We start from the raw sequence: 14,817 nt of genomic DNA on the forward strand, positions 1-14,817 counted from the left end.
CATACACTTGTTTTGTGTATAGCTATTTCAGGACAAGACACTGCAACATTTGTTCATGCTTGGCAAATCACTCGAAATGACGTTTATTTATATAATGTACAATTGGCTTAAAATCTATAACTAATATTAGCTTTCAAAAAGAACGGAGTTCCTGGAGTAAAATGTATTTCTTCTACAGGCTCTATCTCGTTTTGTAATCTAGATTCTGTAGCAAATTGTGTTTCGTTCCATTCGGTATCGAAAAGGTTTTCAATAGCAATCCCAAAAACTAAATTATTTGTAAACTCATAACTTAGGTTTAAATCTGTTATGAAATAACCTTCAGCAATTATAGAATTATCTTCGTTTGCTGGTCTATCGTCTAGATAACGATATCTAATGCCACCAGAGAAACCTTTTAAATTATTAACCGATAATCCTCCTGTAAGTGTAAAATCTGGCGCTAATGGAATGTAATCTTCACCTGAAGGCTCATCCACACTTCTTGCATGTGTTAACGTAGCATCTGTATCAAAATACAACCAATCTGTTATTTGATATCTCAAGCCTAAATCTAAACCATATCTTTCTGATTTTCCACTAGGCTCTACAATTCCTGCATCTCCAACATACACAAACTCTTGTTCCAAGAACAAATACCATAAAGCAGAATTAAACACTACTTTTTTAAATAGTTTCCAAATTGCTCCTAAATCAGCTCCATAAGCTCTCGGTAAAATATCTTCTTCTTCTTGTTGAACCACAACTCTAGTATCATTAGAGTGGAAACCTATTCCTGTTTTTAAGAACCATTGTAGGTTTTGATTCTGATTAAAAAAGAAGTTCAGCTTTGGATTTACAATGGTTTTTGTTTCCGAAAGTGTTTCATAATCGCTAACCAAAGCATCGTTATACATAAATTTAAAATAGTCTAAACGCAAGGCTGGAGCTACAACAAACTTTCCAAGATCTATATCTGCATTTATGTAGGCAAACATATTGGTTTCGTTTACATCTCCTAGTGCCATATAATTTAATGTTTCGTTTCTGTTTAGGGTATGCGATAATTCTACATCGTTTACAAAATCGTATCTCATTCCAAAACCTCCAGTATATGTTGCATCTACAGATCCTAAATGAGAGTCTTTAATAAATTCAGAATTGAAACCAAAAATATCCCTAGCTTCTTTTTGTTTTATTTGGTCGCCATTAATTTGATCATCTAAAAAGAACGTAAAGTTTGAATACAACTCAAAATTATATTGCGAATAAAACACATTGGATTTGAACTGCAAATCTTCAGCTAAAAGCGAATTATATTCCATGTTAATATTGGTTCTAGACGTGTTTCCTCCTTCAGTATCATCTATAGAACCCCAACGACTAATCATACCACTATCTACAGCTCTTTGAGGAATTTGCCCTGAAGCATCCCAACGACTATTAAAATGTGACAGTGTAACCGATAGTCTATCGTTTCCTTTTAAATAGGTTGTATATTTCCCAAAGAGGTTGATACGGTTAAAGTTTTGAGGAGAATCGTAAGGTCCATCAAACTGAATATATTCCAAAGCTATATAGGCATTTTGATTAGGTGTGTTTCCTAACAAATCGAACATTCCAAGAGTTCTCAAGGAATTAAACTGTCCGTAACTAACACTTACTTCACTAAAGCGAATATCTTCTTTGGTATTAAACTCAACAAAACCAGCTGTATTGAAATCGCCTTTATCTGCATAATAAGGTCCTTTTCCGAAGTTAATATTATTGATGGTTTCTGGTATAAGAAAATGTAAATCGCTATAGCCTTGTCCATGAGCATGAGACACCATGTTAACTGGAATACCATCTACAGACAGGTTGATATCTGTTCCATGATCGATATCAAAACCACGCAAAAATATTTGTTCTGCCTTACCTCCACCTGCATGCTGCCCAATAATTAAGCCTGGAACTGTACGCAAAATTTCTTGAGAGGAATTTACAGGATTTGTTTCTAAATCTACTTTCGACAAACTACTTAAAGCATCAATTTGTTCAGTTATTACTAACTCGTCCAATAAAATAGTTTTGCTTTTTAAAACTATTGAAAGTCCATTTTTGAAATGACTCTCTTTTACTACAATAAATGATTTTTCATATCCTAATAAACCAATAGTTAATGAATCTCCTACCGCATTGTTTTCTATTATAAAAGATCCATTGGCTATAGTATGTGCATGACTGGAAGATTTAGTATTATAGACATAAACAGCCTCTAATGGCTTTTGGTTGTCGTCTGTAACAATCCCTTTTATGTCTTGAGCATGAGCATTATAAAAAAATAAAAGCGTTAAGATTGTAAAAAGTCTTTTCATATTGATTAATTATATATTGGATAATAAATGATTAACTGGTAAAAATATAACGACATATATAACCGCTTTTTAACGTTAACAGCTTTTTAACTTTTGCTATTTACTACTTTTCAAAACCTAAAGTCAAACTATTATTATTTACCAATTTGTCTTGTACAAATACCTACGAAAAAAAATGACATTAGGTTTTATAAACTTCTTAAATAAACATTTATTTATACAATGATTATCATATATTTTAGTATTTTAGAAACTTATTAAAAACACTATATGCAATTAGAACAACTTGTTTCTAAATTTCAAAACAAAGACGAAAAAGCTTTTGAAACTTTATACCACATGTATAGCGAAAGCATGCTTGGCGTTATTTATAATATTGTTAGAGATCAAGATATAGCTCAAGACGTAATGCAGGAAGTTTTTATAAAAGCTTGGCATAGTGCAGACAGCTATTCTCCACAAAAAGGGAGATTTTTCACCTGGCTGATAAACATTTCTAGAAATGCAGCTATAGATAAGATACGCTCTAAAAGCTTTAAAAACTCAGGTAAAAACCTCAATTCAGATTATTTCGTAGATATCATACAAGACCATGATAACTTGGACGAAAAAACCGATGCCATTGGCATTAAAAAGTTTGTTAGTAAACTGAAAAAAAAGTGCATTGAAGTCATTGAACTTTTATATTTTAAAGGGTACACACAAAAAGAAGCCTCAGAAACTTTAGACATGCCTATTGGAACTGTAAAAACAAGAAATAGAAATTGTATAAACGAGCTAAGACTCATGCTCGACGTTTAGTATGGATATTAAAGACTACATAGAATCTGGAATTTTAGAGCTGTATGTTGCAGGATCACTTTCTGAAAAAGAGAATCAGGAAATCTATGCGCAATTATTAAAACATCCAGAATTACTAGACGAAGTTTTAAAAATAGAGTCAACCATAGTAAAACTAACAGCAGCAGTATCTCCAACAGACACGAAACATTTGTTTAAAGCTGTAAAAGAAAAACTAGGTATAATTACAGACAAAGAAACTACCGTTAGACCATTACACAAACCTGGAACAAATTGGTTTAGTTTTGTAGGTTGGGCAGCATCGCTTGTTATAGGACTTGGTTTATTTTGGTTTATTATTGAGAATAACGACTTAAAAGAACAAATTCAAACGGTAGAAACAGACAAGGAACTTTTAGAAGTAACTATTGAAAAATATAGTAACGATTTAACCGAAACTAAACAACTCATCACTTTCTTAAGAGACAAAGACATTATTGCTGTACCACTTGCTGGACAAGCTGTATCTCCAGACTCTTATGCAAAAGCTTATTGGGATAAAAAAACCAACACAGTTGTTTTAGATGTACAAGGTTTACCAGAACCACCACAAGGAAAAGTGTATCAGGTTTGGTCTTTAACTTTGAATCCGTTAACACCAACCAGTCTTGGAACCATAGATACCTTTAGTACAGACGAGAACAAACTCTTTACTATTGAAAATGCCAATGCTACTGAAGCCTTTGGGATTACTTTAGAACCAGCAGGTGGAAGCGAATCTCCTACTCTTGAGCAATTGTATACGCTTGGAGTTGTAGAAGCGTCTTAGGGTTTAAATTCATTTTATTGAACATATTTACTTCTAATAACTCATTGTCGCTATTAATTTTGTGGATAATGAGTTATTTGTTTTTTATAAAACTTATTTAAATATTTTGATATTAAAGACTATCCATAACTTTGAGATTTAAGGGTAAAAGCACATGAAATATCTTTTTTAAAATATTACAAACCAAACCCTTGACACAGATTGACACAAATTGACACATATATGCTATTTTAAGGTGGTTTTGTTTGAGACTTGTTCGAGAACGACTTTACTGTATTTTTTAAAAATCGAGCTTTTTGAGAGGGTTCTCGAACAAAACTGGAAGCAAAACCCTAAAAAACCCATTAGAAAGACTAGAAAACTATGTTACTTTAGTAGCTTGTATATCGTGGATATGGACTATTGTATGTATACAATTGTTGGCTAATATTAAGAACAAAATAATGAATAAAATTATATATATTCTGATTTTAGGAATACTACCTATTTCTGCCTTTTCACAAGAAATATCTAATAAAATAATACTGGATTCAATAATAAAAGAAGCTGACTTACTTTATAATTATGAGAAAATTACATGGAACTCTACAGATTTGGCTTATTCAAATAAACGAATTAAAGAAAATATTGGGACGTATATAGTGTATCATTCTAATGACACACTTTTTGCTGTTTTTGCAGATAAAGAATATAAAAATCAAATAGCAAAATATACTTTTACCAAGAAAAATTTAAAAGTTCCCTGCTCAGAGGATTTTGAAATTAAACCAATACCAGAAAAAATTTCAAAAATATTTGAAATTAAAAATGTTATTCTCAATAATCTTAATTCTAATTCAGAAAAATATAGTTTCAGCTTTCAAAAAGGTTTTAATCCAAACCCAGTATTGATTCCTGAAGTTAATGGATTTAAACTTTATATAATTATTGGGACGCCTAACTCAAATGTAATTCCCTTTGGAAATGATTATTTATTTAAAACAGACAAAAGAGGAAATATTATATATTGGAGAAAATTTCATAAAACATTAATAGCTACTCAAACTAAAGGTCCGAACAACGAAGTTGTTGTTTCTGCAATACATTCTCATTTAAAAATGACGCCCTACATTTCGGCAACTGATATTTGCACATTTAGATTATATGGATTTGATTTATTTGGAATAGAAGAATTTATAGTGACTTCTACTGCATTAAATAAGTTATTTATATATAACGCAAAACAAAATTCAATAACAGAAACAGATTTATAAAAGTAAGCCAACATCGTGCTGAGACACCTATATAAAAAAACAAAAACGCCAAGCTTAAACAAACTTGACGTTTTCACAAAAAACCAACAAAAAACACTAGCAAATCCCTCAATATGTATTTTTAACTTAAAAAAACATGTTTTTTATTGGTTTAGACTACTTCAATATTCATAGATTAAATTTTAAGAATCTCACGTTCCATAACTGGTCCAAGCTCAAATGTACTTTCTAATAATTCTTTTTTTAAATTTTCAGCTTCAGCTATTTTCCCATTGGCTTTGTAAATTTTAGCTAAATGAAATAAAACTTCAGGTTCGAATGTTTTATTTGCAACATGTTCTTCGGCTACAATTAAAGCATTAATATATTTTCCTTTATTATAGTAGGTCCAAGCCAACAAATCGTAAGACTGTGGTGTGGGTCTATTTTCAATTTCGGTATTTGCAATTTGTTGAGCTTTATCTATTTTTTGTAATTCTTCAGCATATAATATAGCGTTATACTTATTGTACATATTGCCATATTTTGTGTTGGCAACGGCATTAAAATATTGATTTAGATTTTTTTCTTTTTCTTCTAAATTGTTTTGGTATTCAGCAATATCAGATTTAAACAAATAATAATCTGGTGCTTGATGATTATTAGAAATACTATTTAAAATACGAAGGGCTTCATCTGGATTTTTTTCATAAGAATAAACAATCCAAGCAATTCCTTTTTTTGCATAGGCATTGTCTGGATGTAATGCCAAGGCTTTTAAATAATAGGTGTAAGACTTATCTATTTCTCCGTTATGTCCGTAAAAATCAGCAATGTTTGTGTAGGTCCATTGCTTAAAGTCAGCCATATTAGAAGATTCTGAAATAGCCATAGCTTGTTCCATATATTTTATAGCAGCCTGTAAATCTCCTTGATGATCGCTCCATTTTGACAAACGGATTAAGTAATCGAAATCTGAAACATCTTTAATTTCATAAAGGTATGTTTTAGCCATTTCGTGATTTCCTAATTCTAAATAGACATCAAAAAGCATCTTTTGAGTGCCTTTTAAATTTTCTCCTATGGTTTCTGCTTTTTTCAAAAGTTCCAAAGACTCTTTAAATCTATGTTGCGAAATATAATTTCTTGCTAGAGCTCTTAAATAACCTGATTGCATGTAATTTGTGCGTTTATTTGCTTGAATCAAGCTTTCTTCAGCATGAATTAAATAATCGATATCTCCAGTAGTATGAAACATTTTAGATTGTGCCGAAGCAATTTTAGTCAAATAAGGAAACTGACTCGGTTCTTTTTCTAGCTTTTCTTCCCAAAATTTAAGTTCCTCAGTGGCTTTTTGCTTTGTTATATTTTCTTTTGATTCCAGATATAGATTATAATCTTCTACATCTGTAATTTTGTTTTGGTTTGTATGACAACTGGTTAAAAACAGTAGCAATACAACCATTAGTATACATTTGTTAAACGTTTTCATTTTGTTTGTTTTTTGTTTTGTTTTTAAAAAAAATCAGAGCACACTTGAAGCATGCTCTGATTATGAGCATATTTTACCAAGGTGAGGCGAGATATGGGAAATCACCTAAAAATGCTTTATCGTTAGCATCTACGTTATCGTTTGATAATGTTGGATATTCCGGATTTGTTAATCCAGTTTCACCTCCAAAAATCAAAATAAGTTCTACAGTAATCACATCGTCTGTTAAAGCTCTTCCTGTTAAAACATTCGTTCCATCAAAGAAAGTTGTTACACCATCTAATGAGACGTTTAACACATCTGTAGCTAATAAGCCTGTAAAAGTTGCAGCATCTAATCCTAATGCATTTGTGTCTTCAGGATTAGCATAAGCTGGACTTAAAGCCATTAAATTAGTTTGAAACATAGATTGAAACAGAGAGTTTTGTTCCGAAGGAATAGTCGTGTTAAACATATCTTTGCTAGTTGAACTAACAAAAACCGTGTTTACAGCAGGTCTTCCCATCTGGTCTTCCTGTAAATAGATTGCTTGAAATGGATTGCCTTTTTTATAGACTTCTTCTTCTTTTTGAATATCCATCTGATCGTTGTCGCTACAGCTAAATGCCATAAACGCTATAATTGCAGATAATGCGACTAGTTTTATATTATAAATTTTCATGATTTTCGTTTTTTGGATTATTGTTTTCTTTTAGATTCTACCCAAGTGTTTATAGTACCTGTACCTCCAATCATGGATTTAGGTACTTCAACAACTACAGATAAAACATTAGTACCAGCAAAAGTGTCTGCTCCAGGATTGTTAAATCCAGTGGCATTACCACTAATAATAGCACTATATTGTGCAAAGTCCATAAAAAACGGATCATCTCTAGGTCCTGCAAAGATTGACATTCCATCACTAGAAGTGTTAATAATTGCCTGAGAACCATAAGGAGTAATTTCTACTTTAGAAACATCGTTGCCAAAATTTGATGCTTCTAGAGTGCTTATTAAACCTGTTTGCGAAGGTGCAACTGGTCCAATAACATTCATTTTGTCATCTTTCCTAATAGCTTGAATGACTAAGTCCTCAATATTATCTCCATTAGTATCAATGTTAAATTCAATCATAACATTTTCGTCAAAACTAGCATTTGCAGTTGCTCCTGGACTTAAAAGCCCTTGAAGGTTCGCTACAAACACCATGTTGTCTGTATTTTTCGCCTGAAAAACATAGAAGTCTGTAATATCGCTAGCACCACCAGCTACTTCTGGAGCATCAATGTGGTCTGCTGCGATAATGAATAAACCAGCAGCAAACAGCAAACTGATTCCAAAAATTTGATTCATTTTTTTCATAATAAATGTATTTAATTAATAAATTATTTTTTCACAACATTGAGGCTTCTTATAGTAGATATGGTTTGCTAATCTGGCTAGGTTAAGTATTAAGATTTAAGTGATAGCATCAACATGTGATAACCATGCTGATGCTATTTATTATTTTACCAAGCAGAAGCTAGGTAAGGAAACGAGGCTAAAAAAGGCTTATCGTTTGCATCTACATTATCATTTGAAAGCGTTGGATTTTCAGAAAAATCTTCACCTCCAAAAATTAGAAGCAATTCTACTGTAATAACATCGTCTGCTAAGGCACGACCAGTTAACACATTAGTTCCATCGTAAAACGTAGTGGTTCCATCTAATGACAGATTTAATACATCTGTAGCCAACAATCCTGTAAAAGTTGCAGCATCTAACCCAAGTGCATTGGCATCTCCAGGATTTGCGTAAGCAGGACTTAAAGCCATTAAATTAGTTTGAAACATGCTTTGAAAAGCAGCACCTTGCTGAGAAGGAGGAGTTATGTTATACATATCTTTACTTGCCGAAGACCCAAAAACAGTGTTTACTGCTGGCCTTCCCATTTGATCTTGTTGCACATAAAGACCAGAAAAATCTGGTTCTGTCGGCATTGGAGTTACCGTATTCATATCATCATCGTTTGAACAATTAAAGGCTAAACCTGAAATCATTAAGACTGCAATGATGTTTTTTATATTTAATAGAGTTTTCATAATTCTAGTATTTTAAAGGTTATTATTGTTTTCTTTTAGATTCCACCCAAGTGTTTACAGTTCCTGAACCACCTAGCATGCCTTTTGGTACTTCTACTACAATAGACATCACATTTGTTCCTGCAAAAGTGTCTGAGCCTGGATTATTGAATCCAGTTGCATTTCCAGCTATAATTTCACTATACTGTGCAAAGTCCATAAAGAATGGATCGTCTCTAGGGCCAGCAAATATTTTCAGTCCATTACTTGTTTTAGTAATCGCGTTAGACCCATAAGGTGAAATATCAACCACAGATTGTGCTCCAGCCGTTTCGATAGAACTATTTAACCCAGTAGTTCCAGGGTTTGTTGGTCCAAAAAAGTACATTTTACCATCTCTTGGAATAGCTTGAATAACTAAATTTTCAACATTATCGCCAGTAGTATCAATGTTAAACTCAATTAACACATTTTCATCAAATGTTGCATCTGCAGTTGCCATAGGACTTAATAATCCTTGAACATTTGCAACAAATACTACATTGTCTGTGTTTTGCCCTTGAAAGGCGTAGAAATCTGTGATATCACTTGTACCACCTTGTACTGCAGGAGCATCGATATGATCTGCTGCAACCATAAAGAAACCAGCAACTGCTAAGATGCTAATTCCTAATATTACTTTCATTTTTTTCATAATAGTGAGTTTTTTGTTAATTAATAATTGTCTCTCACCAATACCTACGAAAAAAAGTATAAGTCGGTTTTATATTTTTTTTACATCTTAAAATTTAGGTTGATTTTAGATATATAATTTATCTTTACATCATTGAAATATTTAAAACAATGAATCCATCAGCAAGTGGCTGGATAAAAAAGTTACTAAAAGAAATAGACCACAACCCTATTTGGAATGAAACTGACTATCTTGTGTTTTATGAGTCCTTAAGGGAAAGTGGGTTTATATATGGAAGTAATATTAAAATCTTAAAAGATTATATAAATTATTCCGGATTTACTGAAGAAGAAATTTGTAAAGTAAATTTTTTACTTGCTTTAAAGTACATTTTTGAAAAAAATAATCCTTCCAATAATAATTTTATTGAGAGTGTAATTAACTTTTATATTGAAATTAATGCCCATGCACCATCCATTTTTTCTGAAATATTAGGTGAAAAGAAAACAGCTTCTTTATTAGAAAAAATAATTCAAAAGCGTATTCAAATTGATGATAATTTAATTGACAGAAGTTTTAATTATTTTATAACTAATGCGTTACTTTTTATTGATGTTATAGCTTACAAAGCATTTTTACAAACTCAAGAAATCTCTGAAAAACATATACAACATTTAGAATCTGCTATAGAATCTATTGTTAGTGAAGTATTAAATTCTAAAGCCGTAAAAACTGAATATGACGAAAGTTTAATAAAACTAGTTGAACAATCTATTCGATATAAAACCAATGAATCTTTAACCTTTGAAGAAGCTCTTGTATTTATTAATACAGATTTAGAAAAATTTTATATTATGGATATTGCCAGTATGGCAACTTGGGGAGATTTAACTATTGATAAAAGTGAAAAAATTCTATTAAAAACATTAGGGAATAGGCTTCAACTAGAACCTAATAGGGTGGAAGAATCAATAACATTTATAGAATTATTTTATAAAGAAAATAAAGATAAGATTGCCTTATTAAGTTCTCAAAATATTGTAAAAACCTTTTATTCAAATTCGAGTAAAATGGTTAAGAAACTAATAGCAAGAAACAGTAAACGACTTCAAAAAGAACTTTTAGAAAGCAAAGAATTGATGGTTCTATTATCAAAATCGACTGTTAGAGATTTAAGTGATGAAGAACAAAAAAAGGTTCAAACACAGCTATTAGATATTTTTAAATCTATACCAAGCTTAGCTATTTTTATGCTTCCTGGTGGTGCTTTGTTATTACCTTTGGTAATAAAGTTTATACCAAAATTATTGCCATCTTCTTTTGATGACAATCGAATTGAAGATTAATCTATTCTAACCAGGCTTTAAAATCTTTTACTTTTTCTCTGGCTACAATTACATCTTGTTCATTATAGGAATTCAATTTAATTTGCAATCTAGAATTTGTATAACTAACCATATCCTTAATAGCTTTAATATTTACATAAAAAGTTCTATTAACTCTAAAAAATAAATCTGGATTCAATTCATCTTCCAATTGTTCTAAAGTTAAATCTATTAAGTAATTTCTACCATCTACAGTATGCAAATAAGTTCCTTTATTCTCACTGAAAATACATTCAATCTCATGTACTGAAATAAGTTTTAAGTGTTGCCCTACTTTAACTGAAAAGCGCTTCTTGTATGCCTTCTCATTAGAATTCACTAACAGCTTTTTAATTTCATCGAAATTTAAAGTGACTGATGATTGATCATTAAGATTTGAATTAAACTTATTAACTGCTTGTTGCATTTCTTCTGGATCTATTGGTTTTAACAAATAATCCACACTATTTAATTTAAAAGCTTGAAGAGCATACTCATCATAAGCTGTTGTGAATATGATGGATGATTTTATCTTGACTAAATCGAAAATTTCAAACGAAAGACCGTCACTTAACTGTATATCTAAAAAAATAAGATCTGGATGTTCATTTTCGAGAAACCAAGTTACAGATTCTTCAACCGAATGAAGCATTGTTTCAGCTTGAACTCCAATTTTATCTAACATACGTTGTAATCTTCTAGCTGATGGTTTTTCGTCTTCAATAATAATAACTCTCATGTGTGTCTTTTTTTTTATAATATACCTTTTAAAACCATTATAAATCTTAATCCCATTGCTTTCTATCCTTTTCCATTAACTCTTTAATTTTTCGTTCTTCCCAATTTTTACTAAAAATAAAGTCTGGTAAAAACACACTTAATCCATGAACTAGAAGGCCTATTCCCCAGAAAAATAAAGTAAAGAAATTTTTAAATTGAAAATAACTTTCTCCTGGCTCTAAATCTTGAATGTTAATTATAACTATCATAATATTTATTACTATATACACAAGTAAATGAGAATAAAATCCTTTAATCTTTTTAACTCGTTTTCTAACACGATCTAAATATTCTAAATCTGAAATATCTTGGTTCATAACTATCTCCATTTTTCTTGTTTATATTCTTCTTCTTTCGCTAAGATTTCTTGAATCTTTCTCTCTTCCCATGATTTACCATAACCAAATACGGCAAATCCATGAAATATTAATCCCATTCCCCAACCTAACATTGGGAACCAAAACCATTGAAAACCCCAATAAGTTTGATAGTTTATAAAAATTAATAAAGGAATAACACAAACATAAGATATTAAATTTCCATAAAACCCTTTTAATTCTTCTACCTGTTTTTTTGCTCTATAATATGCATCTTCTCTGCTTTGTGAGTTATTTGTTTCCATAATTGTGATTTGTTTTGTAAGCATAGGAATTGACACTGCAAAACTGTCTGCTTGTTGATTGATGTTTACTTTTCTTTTAGTTAATAAATTATAACGTTGTGTAATATTACTTAATCCTACACCACTACTCTTTTTTACTATTTGTTTTGGTTGTAAATTATTCTCTACAACTAAACTTCCCTCAAATTCGAAAATTTTGATTTGTAATGGCTTGTTCTCTGTTACCATATTATGCTTAACAGCATTCTCTAATAACAACTGCAAAGACAATGGTACCACTTTACTTTCTGGGTTTGAAGCTTTTTCTGGAATATCAAAAATAATACTGTCTTCAAATCTCATCTTTAATAAAGACATATATGTTTTTGCGAATTTTAATTCTTCATCTACAGACACCAAGTCTTTATTTTTTTGCTCTAAAACATATCTATAAACTTTAGATAATGAAGTAGTGAAATTTTGGGCATTTTCTGGATTCTCTTCAATTAAACTAGTTAATACATTTAAACTATTAAATAAAAAATGTGGATCTAGCTGATTTTTTAAAGCATCGAATTTTGCTGTTTGAGTTTGTGCAACTATTTGAGATTCTTTAACCTTTTTTTCCTGATTTTTTTTAAAAAAATATATAGCGTGAAACGTAATTACAATTGATAAGGTAATCCATAATCCAAAAGAGTAATTTGTATAAGATTCATTAGTAATAAATACTTCGAAAGATTGATCATTATAGAACATTCCAGTAAGCATTCTTAATAAAAACAACCCTAATAAAGTAATGATAATTGAACCAGAAATTCCAATAATAATTCGCTTTATTCCATCAGATTTTTTCCAAGGTAATTTTTCCAGATAATTAAAAAAGAACATATTAGAGTATCCTAAAACAAATGCATATAATTGATAAAATGTAAAATCAATTAGAAATTCTCTAACACTTTCAAATTCAAAACCATTATATAGTGCATTACCAATAACAAACACCAAACAGCCTATGCCAAATGTTATTAAGATATTTTTAGAATTTCTATTCATATGTATTATTTACATTCATTTAAAACTTGTACTGCACGTTCTAATCCCCAATTTGGAGCAAATTTAGATACAGGTTTAAAGTTAGCAAAAAGTTCTAATGATTCTTTAATCTCTTTACAATAAGGTGTTGTGTCTTGTCCAAAATATTGGGCACTTCCATAAGCCCAATCTGCTTTACTAAAAACCACTCTTGGGTTTTCTGGGTCTATTTTAAAAGCATTTTCATATAATTCAGAAATTGTGGCTCCATATTTCATTCCATAAAATGCACCATCAAAAACTACCCAATTTGTATAAATATGTGCTTGCAAAACCATAATTTCTGGATTGTCTTTACTTATAGATTTTGCAATATCTAAATATGACTGAGCTTTATCTAATTGCGCTTTTATAATAGTTGCATCTTTTTCCTCCCAGCTTTTTAAACTATTAATTTGAGCAATATAATAATTAGGTAACCACTCGGTTGGTTCTGCATTTGCTATTCGCTCAAATAATTGTTCTGCTGCATTAATATCACCCAATTCCCAAAAAGAAAAAGCTTTTTCCATGCCTTTCTCATAATTTGATTGAGAATGAATACTTAATGAAAGTAATGTGACTATCATAAGTATATAATGTTTTGTTTTTAGCATTTTAGTTATTTTTTTAATTATAAATCAAATATCAAACTTAAAATCCTACAAATAAAAAGAGTTGAACCGAATTGTAATATTTCATTTCTGAACTGTAAATAGAAGTTGATTTAAGCACAAAAACACCTTCTTTTTATAAGAAAGTGTTTTACTTTTAAAATACTATTGAATCGTGTTCTTTTTAGGATTCTAATTTAGAATTTGAAAATTTATAGGAATACTATACGGAACAGATACTGGATTTCCACGTTGCAAACCAGGTTTCATCTGTGGTAATAAACCAATAATGCGTTCTGCCTCTTTTTCTAGCATTTTATCAGGTCCTCGAGATTTAATATTAGTAACATTTCCTTCTCTATCAATAGTAAATAGTACATATACTTTTCCATATATTCCTAATTCTAATGCTGCTTGTGGATATCTAAAGTTTTTAATAATATGATCATTTATTTTTTTATTGAAACAAGCTTTTAAATCGTCGTTTGATGTTTCTAAACACCCTGGAAATATTGGCACTTTTTCAACAACAGAAAAAGGTACAGATACATCTTCATCTACTTCTTCAACTTCAACTTCATTAACATCAACAATGCGTTCTTCTATCATATCGTCCTGTCCAGTTTCAGTACTTTCAATAACCGTTTCTTCAATTTCTTTTGTGTCTTCAACAATAGTAATGGTTTCTGGCGTTGAAAGAACTGGAGGTGGTGGAGGTGGTGGAGGTATATTTAAATCTGTAATAGGAATATCTTCTTCGAATTCCTCTATAAGATCAAGATTCTCTAATAATATGTCTGATTTTTCAAACGTTTTATGTTCAAAGGATAACCAAGTAAAAAGTAACATTACATTTAATCCTAAAGCGAAATAAATACTACTGTTTCTATTTACTGCAACGTTTGGATTTTTTTTTGCTTCCATGACGATACATTTTATAGCATTAAAGTTAGTATTATAACTATCTAAATACTATGATATTAGTCATGTTTTCAGCTAAATT

The 14,817-nt window shown here is 30.4% G+C and carries 15 protein-coding genes; 4 read left to right on the forward strand and 11 right to left on the reverse strand.

Features of this window, described 5'->3' with window-relative positions:
• Positions 1–107: 107 nt before the first annotated feature.
• Positions 108–2,336 (reverse strand): TonB-dependent receptor, encoded by a 2,229-nt coding sequence (locus FVF61_RS09125; protein WP_148455538.1) that lies wholly within the window; start codon positions 2,334–2,336, stop codon positions 108–110.
• A 270-nt stretch (positions 2,337–2,606) separates the two neighbouring features.
• On the opposite strand from FVF61_RS09125, the gene FVF61_RS09130 reads away from it, so the two are divergent.
• The 3 genes from FVF61_RS09130 (at position 2,607) to FVF61_RS09140 (ending at position 5,198) form a co-directional block, all read left to right on the forward strand.
• Entirely contained in the window at positions 2,607–3,137 is a 531-nt protein-coding gene (locus tag FVF61_RS09130; protein ID WP_148455540.1) for an RNA polymerase sigma factor, read from the forward strand.
• Position 3,138: 1 nt separating this feature from the next.
• Positions 3,139–3,945 (forward strand): anti-sigma factor, encoded by an 807-nt coding sequence (locus FVF61_RS09135; protein ID WP_148455542.1) that lies wholly within the window; start codon positions 3,139–3,141, stop codon positions 3,943–3,945.
• Between the two features lie 443 nt (positions 3,946–4,388).
• Positions 4,389–5,198 (forward strand): hypothetical protein, encoded by an 810-nt coding sequence (locus FVF61_RS09140; protein WP_148455544.1) that lies wholly within the window; start codon positions 4,389–4,391, stop codon positions 5,196–5,198.
• A gap of 175 nt (positions 5,199–5,373) precedes the next feature.
• Here the strand turns inward: FVF61_RS09140 and FVF61_RS09145 are convergent, their stop codons facing one another.
• The 5 genes from FVF61_RS09145 to FVF61_RS14415 all read right to left on the reverse strand — a co-directional run bounded on the left by FVF61_RS09145 (position 5,374) and on the right by FVF61_RS14415 (position 9,402).
• A complete protein-coding gene (locus FVF61_RS09145; RefSeq protein WP_148455546.1) occupies positions 5,374–6,669 on the reverse strand; it encodes a tetratricopeptide repeat protein in 1,296 nt (431 codons plus the stop codon).
• Between the two features lie 73 nt (positions 6,670–6,742).
• Complete coding sequence (locus FVF61_RS09150) at positions 6,743–7,330, reverse strand: DUF4331 family protein (protein ID WP_148455548.1); 588 nt, start codon at positions 7,328–7,330, stop codon at positions 6,743–6,745.
• A 17-nt stretch (positions 7,331–7,347) separates the two neighbouring features.
• Entirely contained in the window at positions 7,348–8,010 is a 663-nt protein-coding gene (locus FVF61_RS09155) for a DUF4331 family protein (RefSeq protein WP_148455550.1), read from the reverse strand.
• Positions 8,011–8,156: 146 nt separating this feature from the next.
• On the reverse strand, positions 8,157–8,729 hold the full coding sequence (locus FVF61_RS14410) for a DUF4331 family protein (RefSeq protein WP_148455552.1): 573 nt from the start codon (positions 8,727–8,729) through the stop codon (positions 8,157–8,159).
• Between the two features lie 22 nt (positions 8,730–8,751).
• On the reverse strand, positions 8,752–9,402 hold the full coding sequence (locus FVF61_RS14415) for a DUF4331 family protein (protein ID WP_148455554.1): 651 nt from the start codon (positions 9,400–9,402) through the stop codon (positions 8,752–8,754).
• A gap of 149 nt (positions 9,403–9,551) precedes the next feature.
• Here FVF61_RS14415 and FVF61_RS09170 point away from each other — a divergent pair, with 149 nt between their 5' ends.
• Positions 9,552–10,727, forward strand: coding sequence for an LETM1-related biofilm-associated protein (locus FVF61_RS09170; protein ID WP_148455556.1), 1,176 nt, complete (start codon positions 9,552–9,554; stop codon positions 10,725–10,727).
• Between the two features lies 1 nt (position 10,728).
• Here FVF61_RS09170 and FVF61_RS09175 read toward each other — a convergent pair whose 3' ends face one another.
• The 5 genes from FVF61_RS09175 to FVF61_RS09195 all read right to left on the reverse strand — a co-directional run bounded on the left by FVF61_RS09175 (position 10,729) and on the right by FVF61_RS09195 (position 14,738).
• Positions 10,729–11,484: a LytR/AlgR family response regulator transcription factor gene (locus FVF61_RS09175; RefSeq protein WP_148455558.1), complete on the reverse strand. Its 756-nt coding sequence runs from the start codon at positions 11,482–11,484 to the stop codon at positions 10,729–10,731.
• A 46-nt stretch (positions 11,485–11,530) separates the two neighbouring features.
• Positions 11,531–11,854, reverse strand: coding sequence for a 2TM domain-containing protein (locus tag FVF61_RS09180; protein ID WP_233586761.1), 324 nt, complete (start codon positions 11,852–11,854; stop codon positions 11,531–11,533).
• Complete coding sequence (locus tag FVF61_RS09185) at positions 11,845–13,182, reverse strand: 2TM domain-containing protein (RefSeq protein WP_148455559.1); 1,338 nt, start codon at positions 13,180–13,182, stop codon at positions 11,845–11,847. The genes FVF61_RS09180 and FVF61_RS09185 overlap by 10 nt, the downstream gene beginning before the upstream one ends.
• Positions 13,183–13,187: 5 nt before the next feature.
• Complete coding sequence (locus FVF61_RS09190; RefSeq protein ID WP_233586763.1) at positions 13,188–13,790, reverse strand: tetratricopeptide repeat protein; 603 nt, start codon at positions 13,788–13,790, stop codon at positions 13,188–13,190.
• 216 nt (positions 13,791–14,006) lie between these two features.
• Entirely contained in the window at positions 14,007–14,738 is a 732-nt protein-coding gene (locus tag FVF61_RS09195; RefSeq protein WP_148455563.1) for an energy transducer TonB, read from the reverse strand.
• Positions 14,739–14,817: the final 79 nt, after the last annotated feature.

This window comes from Xanthomarina maritima (assembly GCF_008084905.1).
GTDB classification, from domain to species: Bacteria; Bacteroidota; Bacteroidia; order Flavobacteriales; family Flavobacteriaceae; genus Xanthomarina; species Xanthomarina maritima.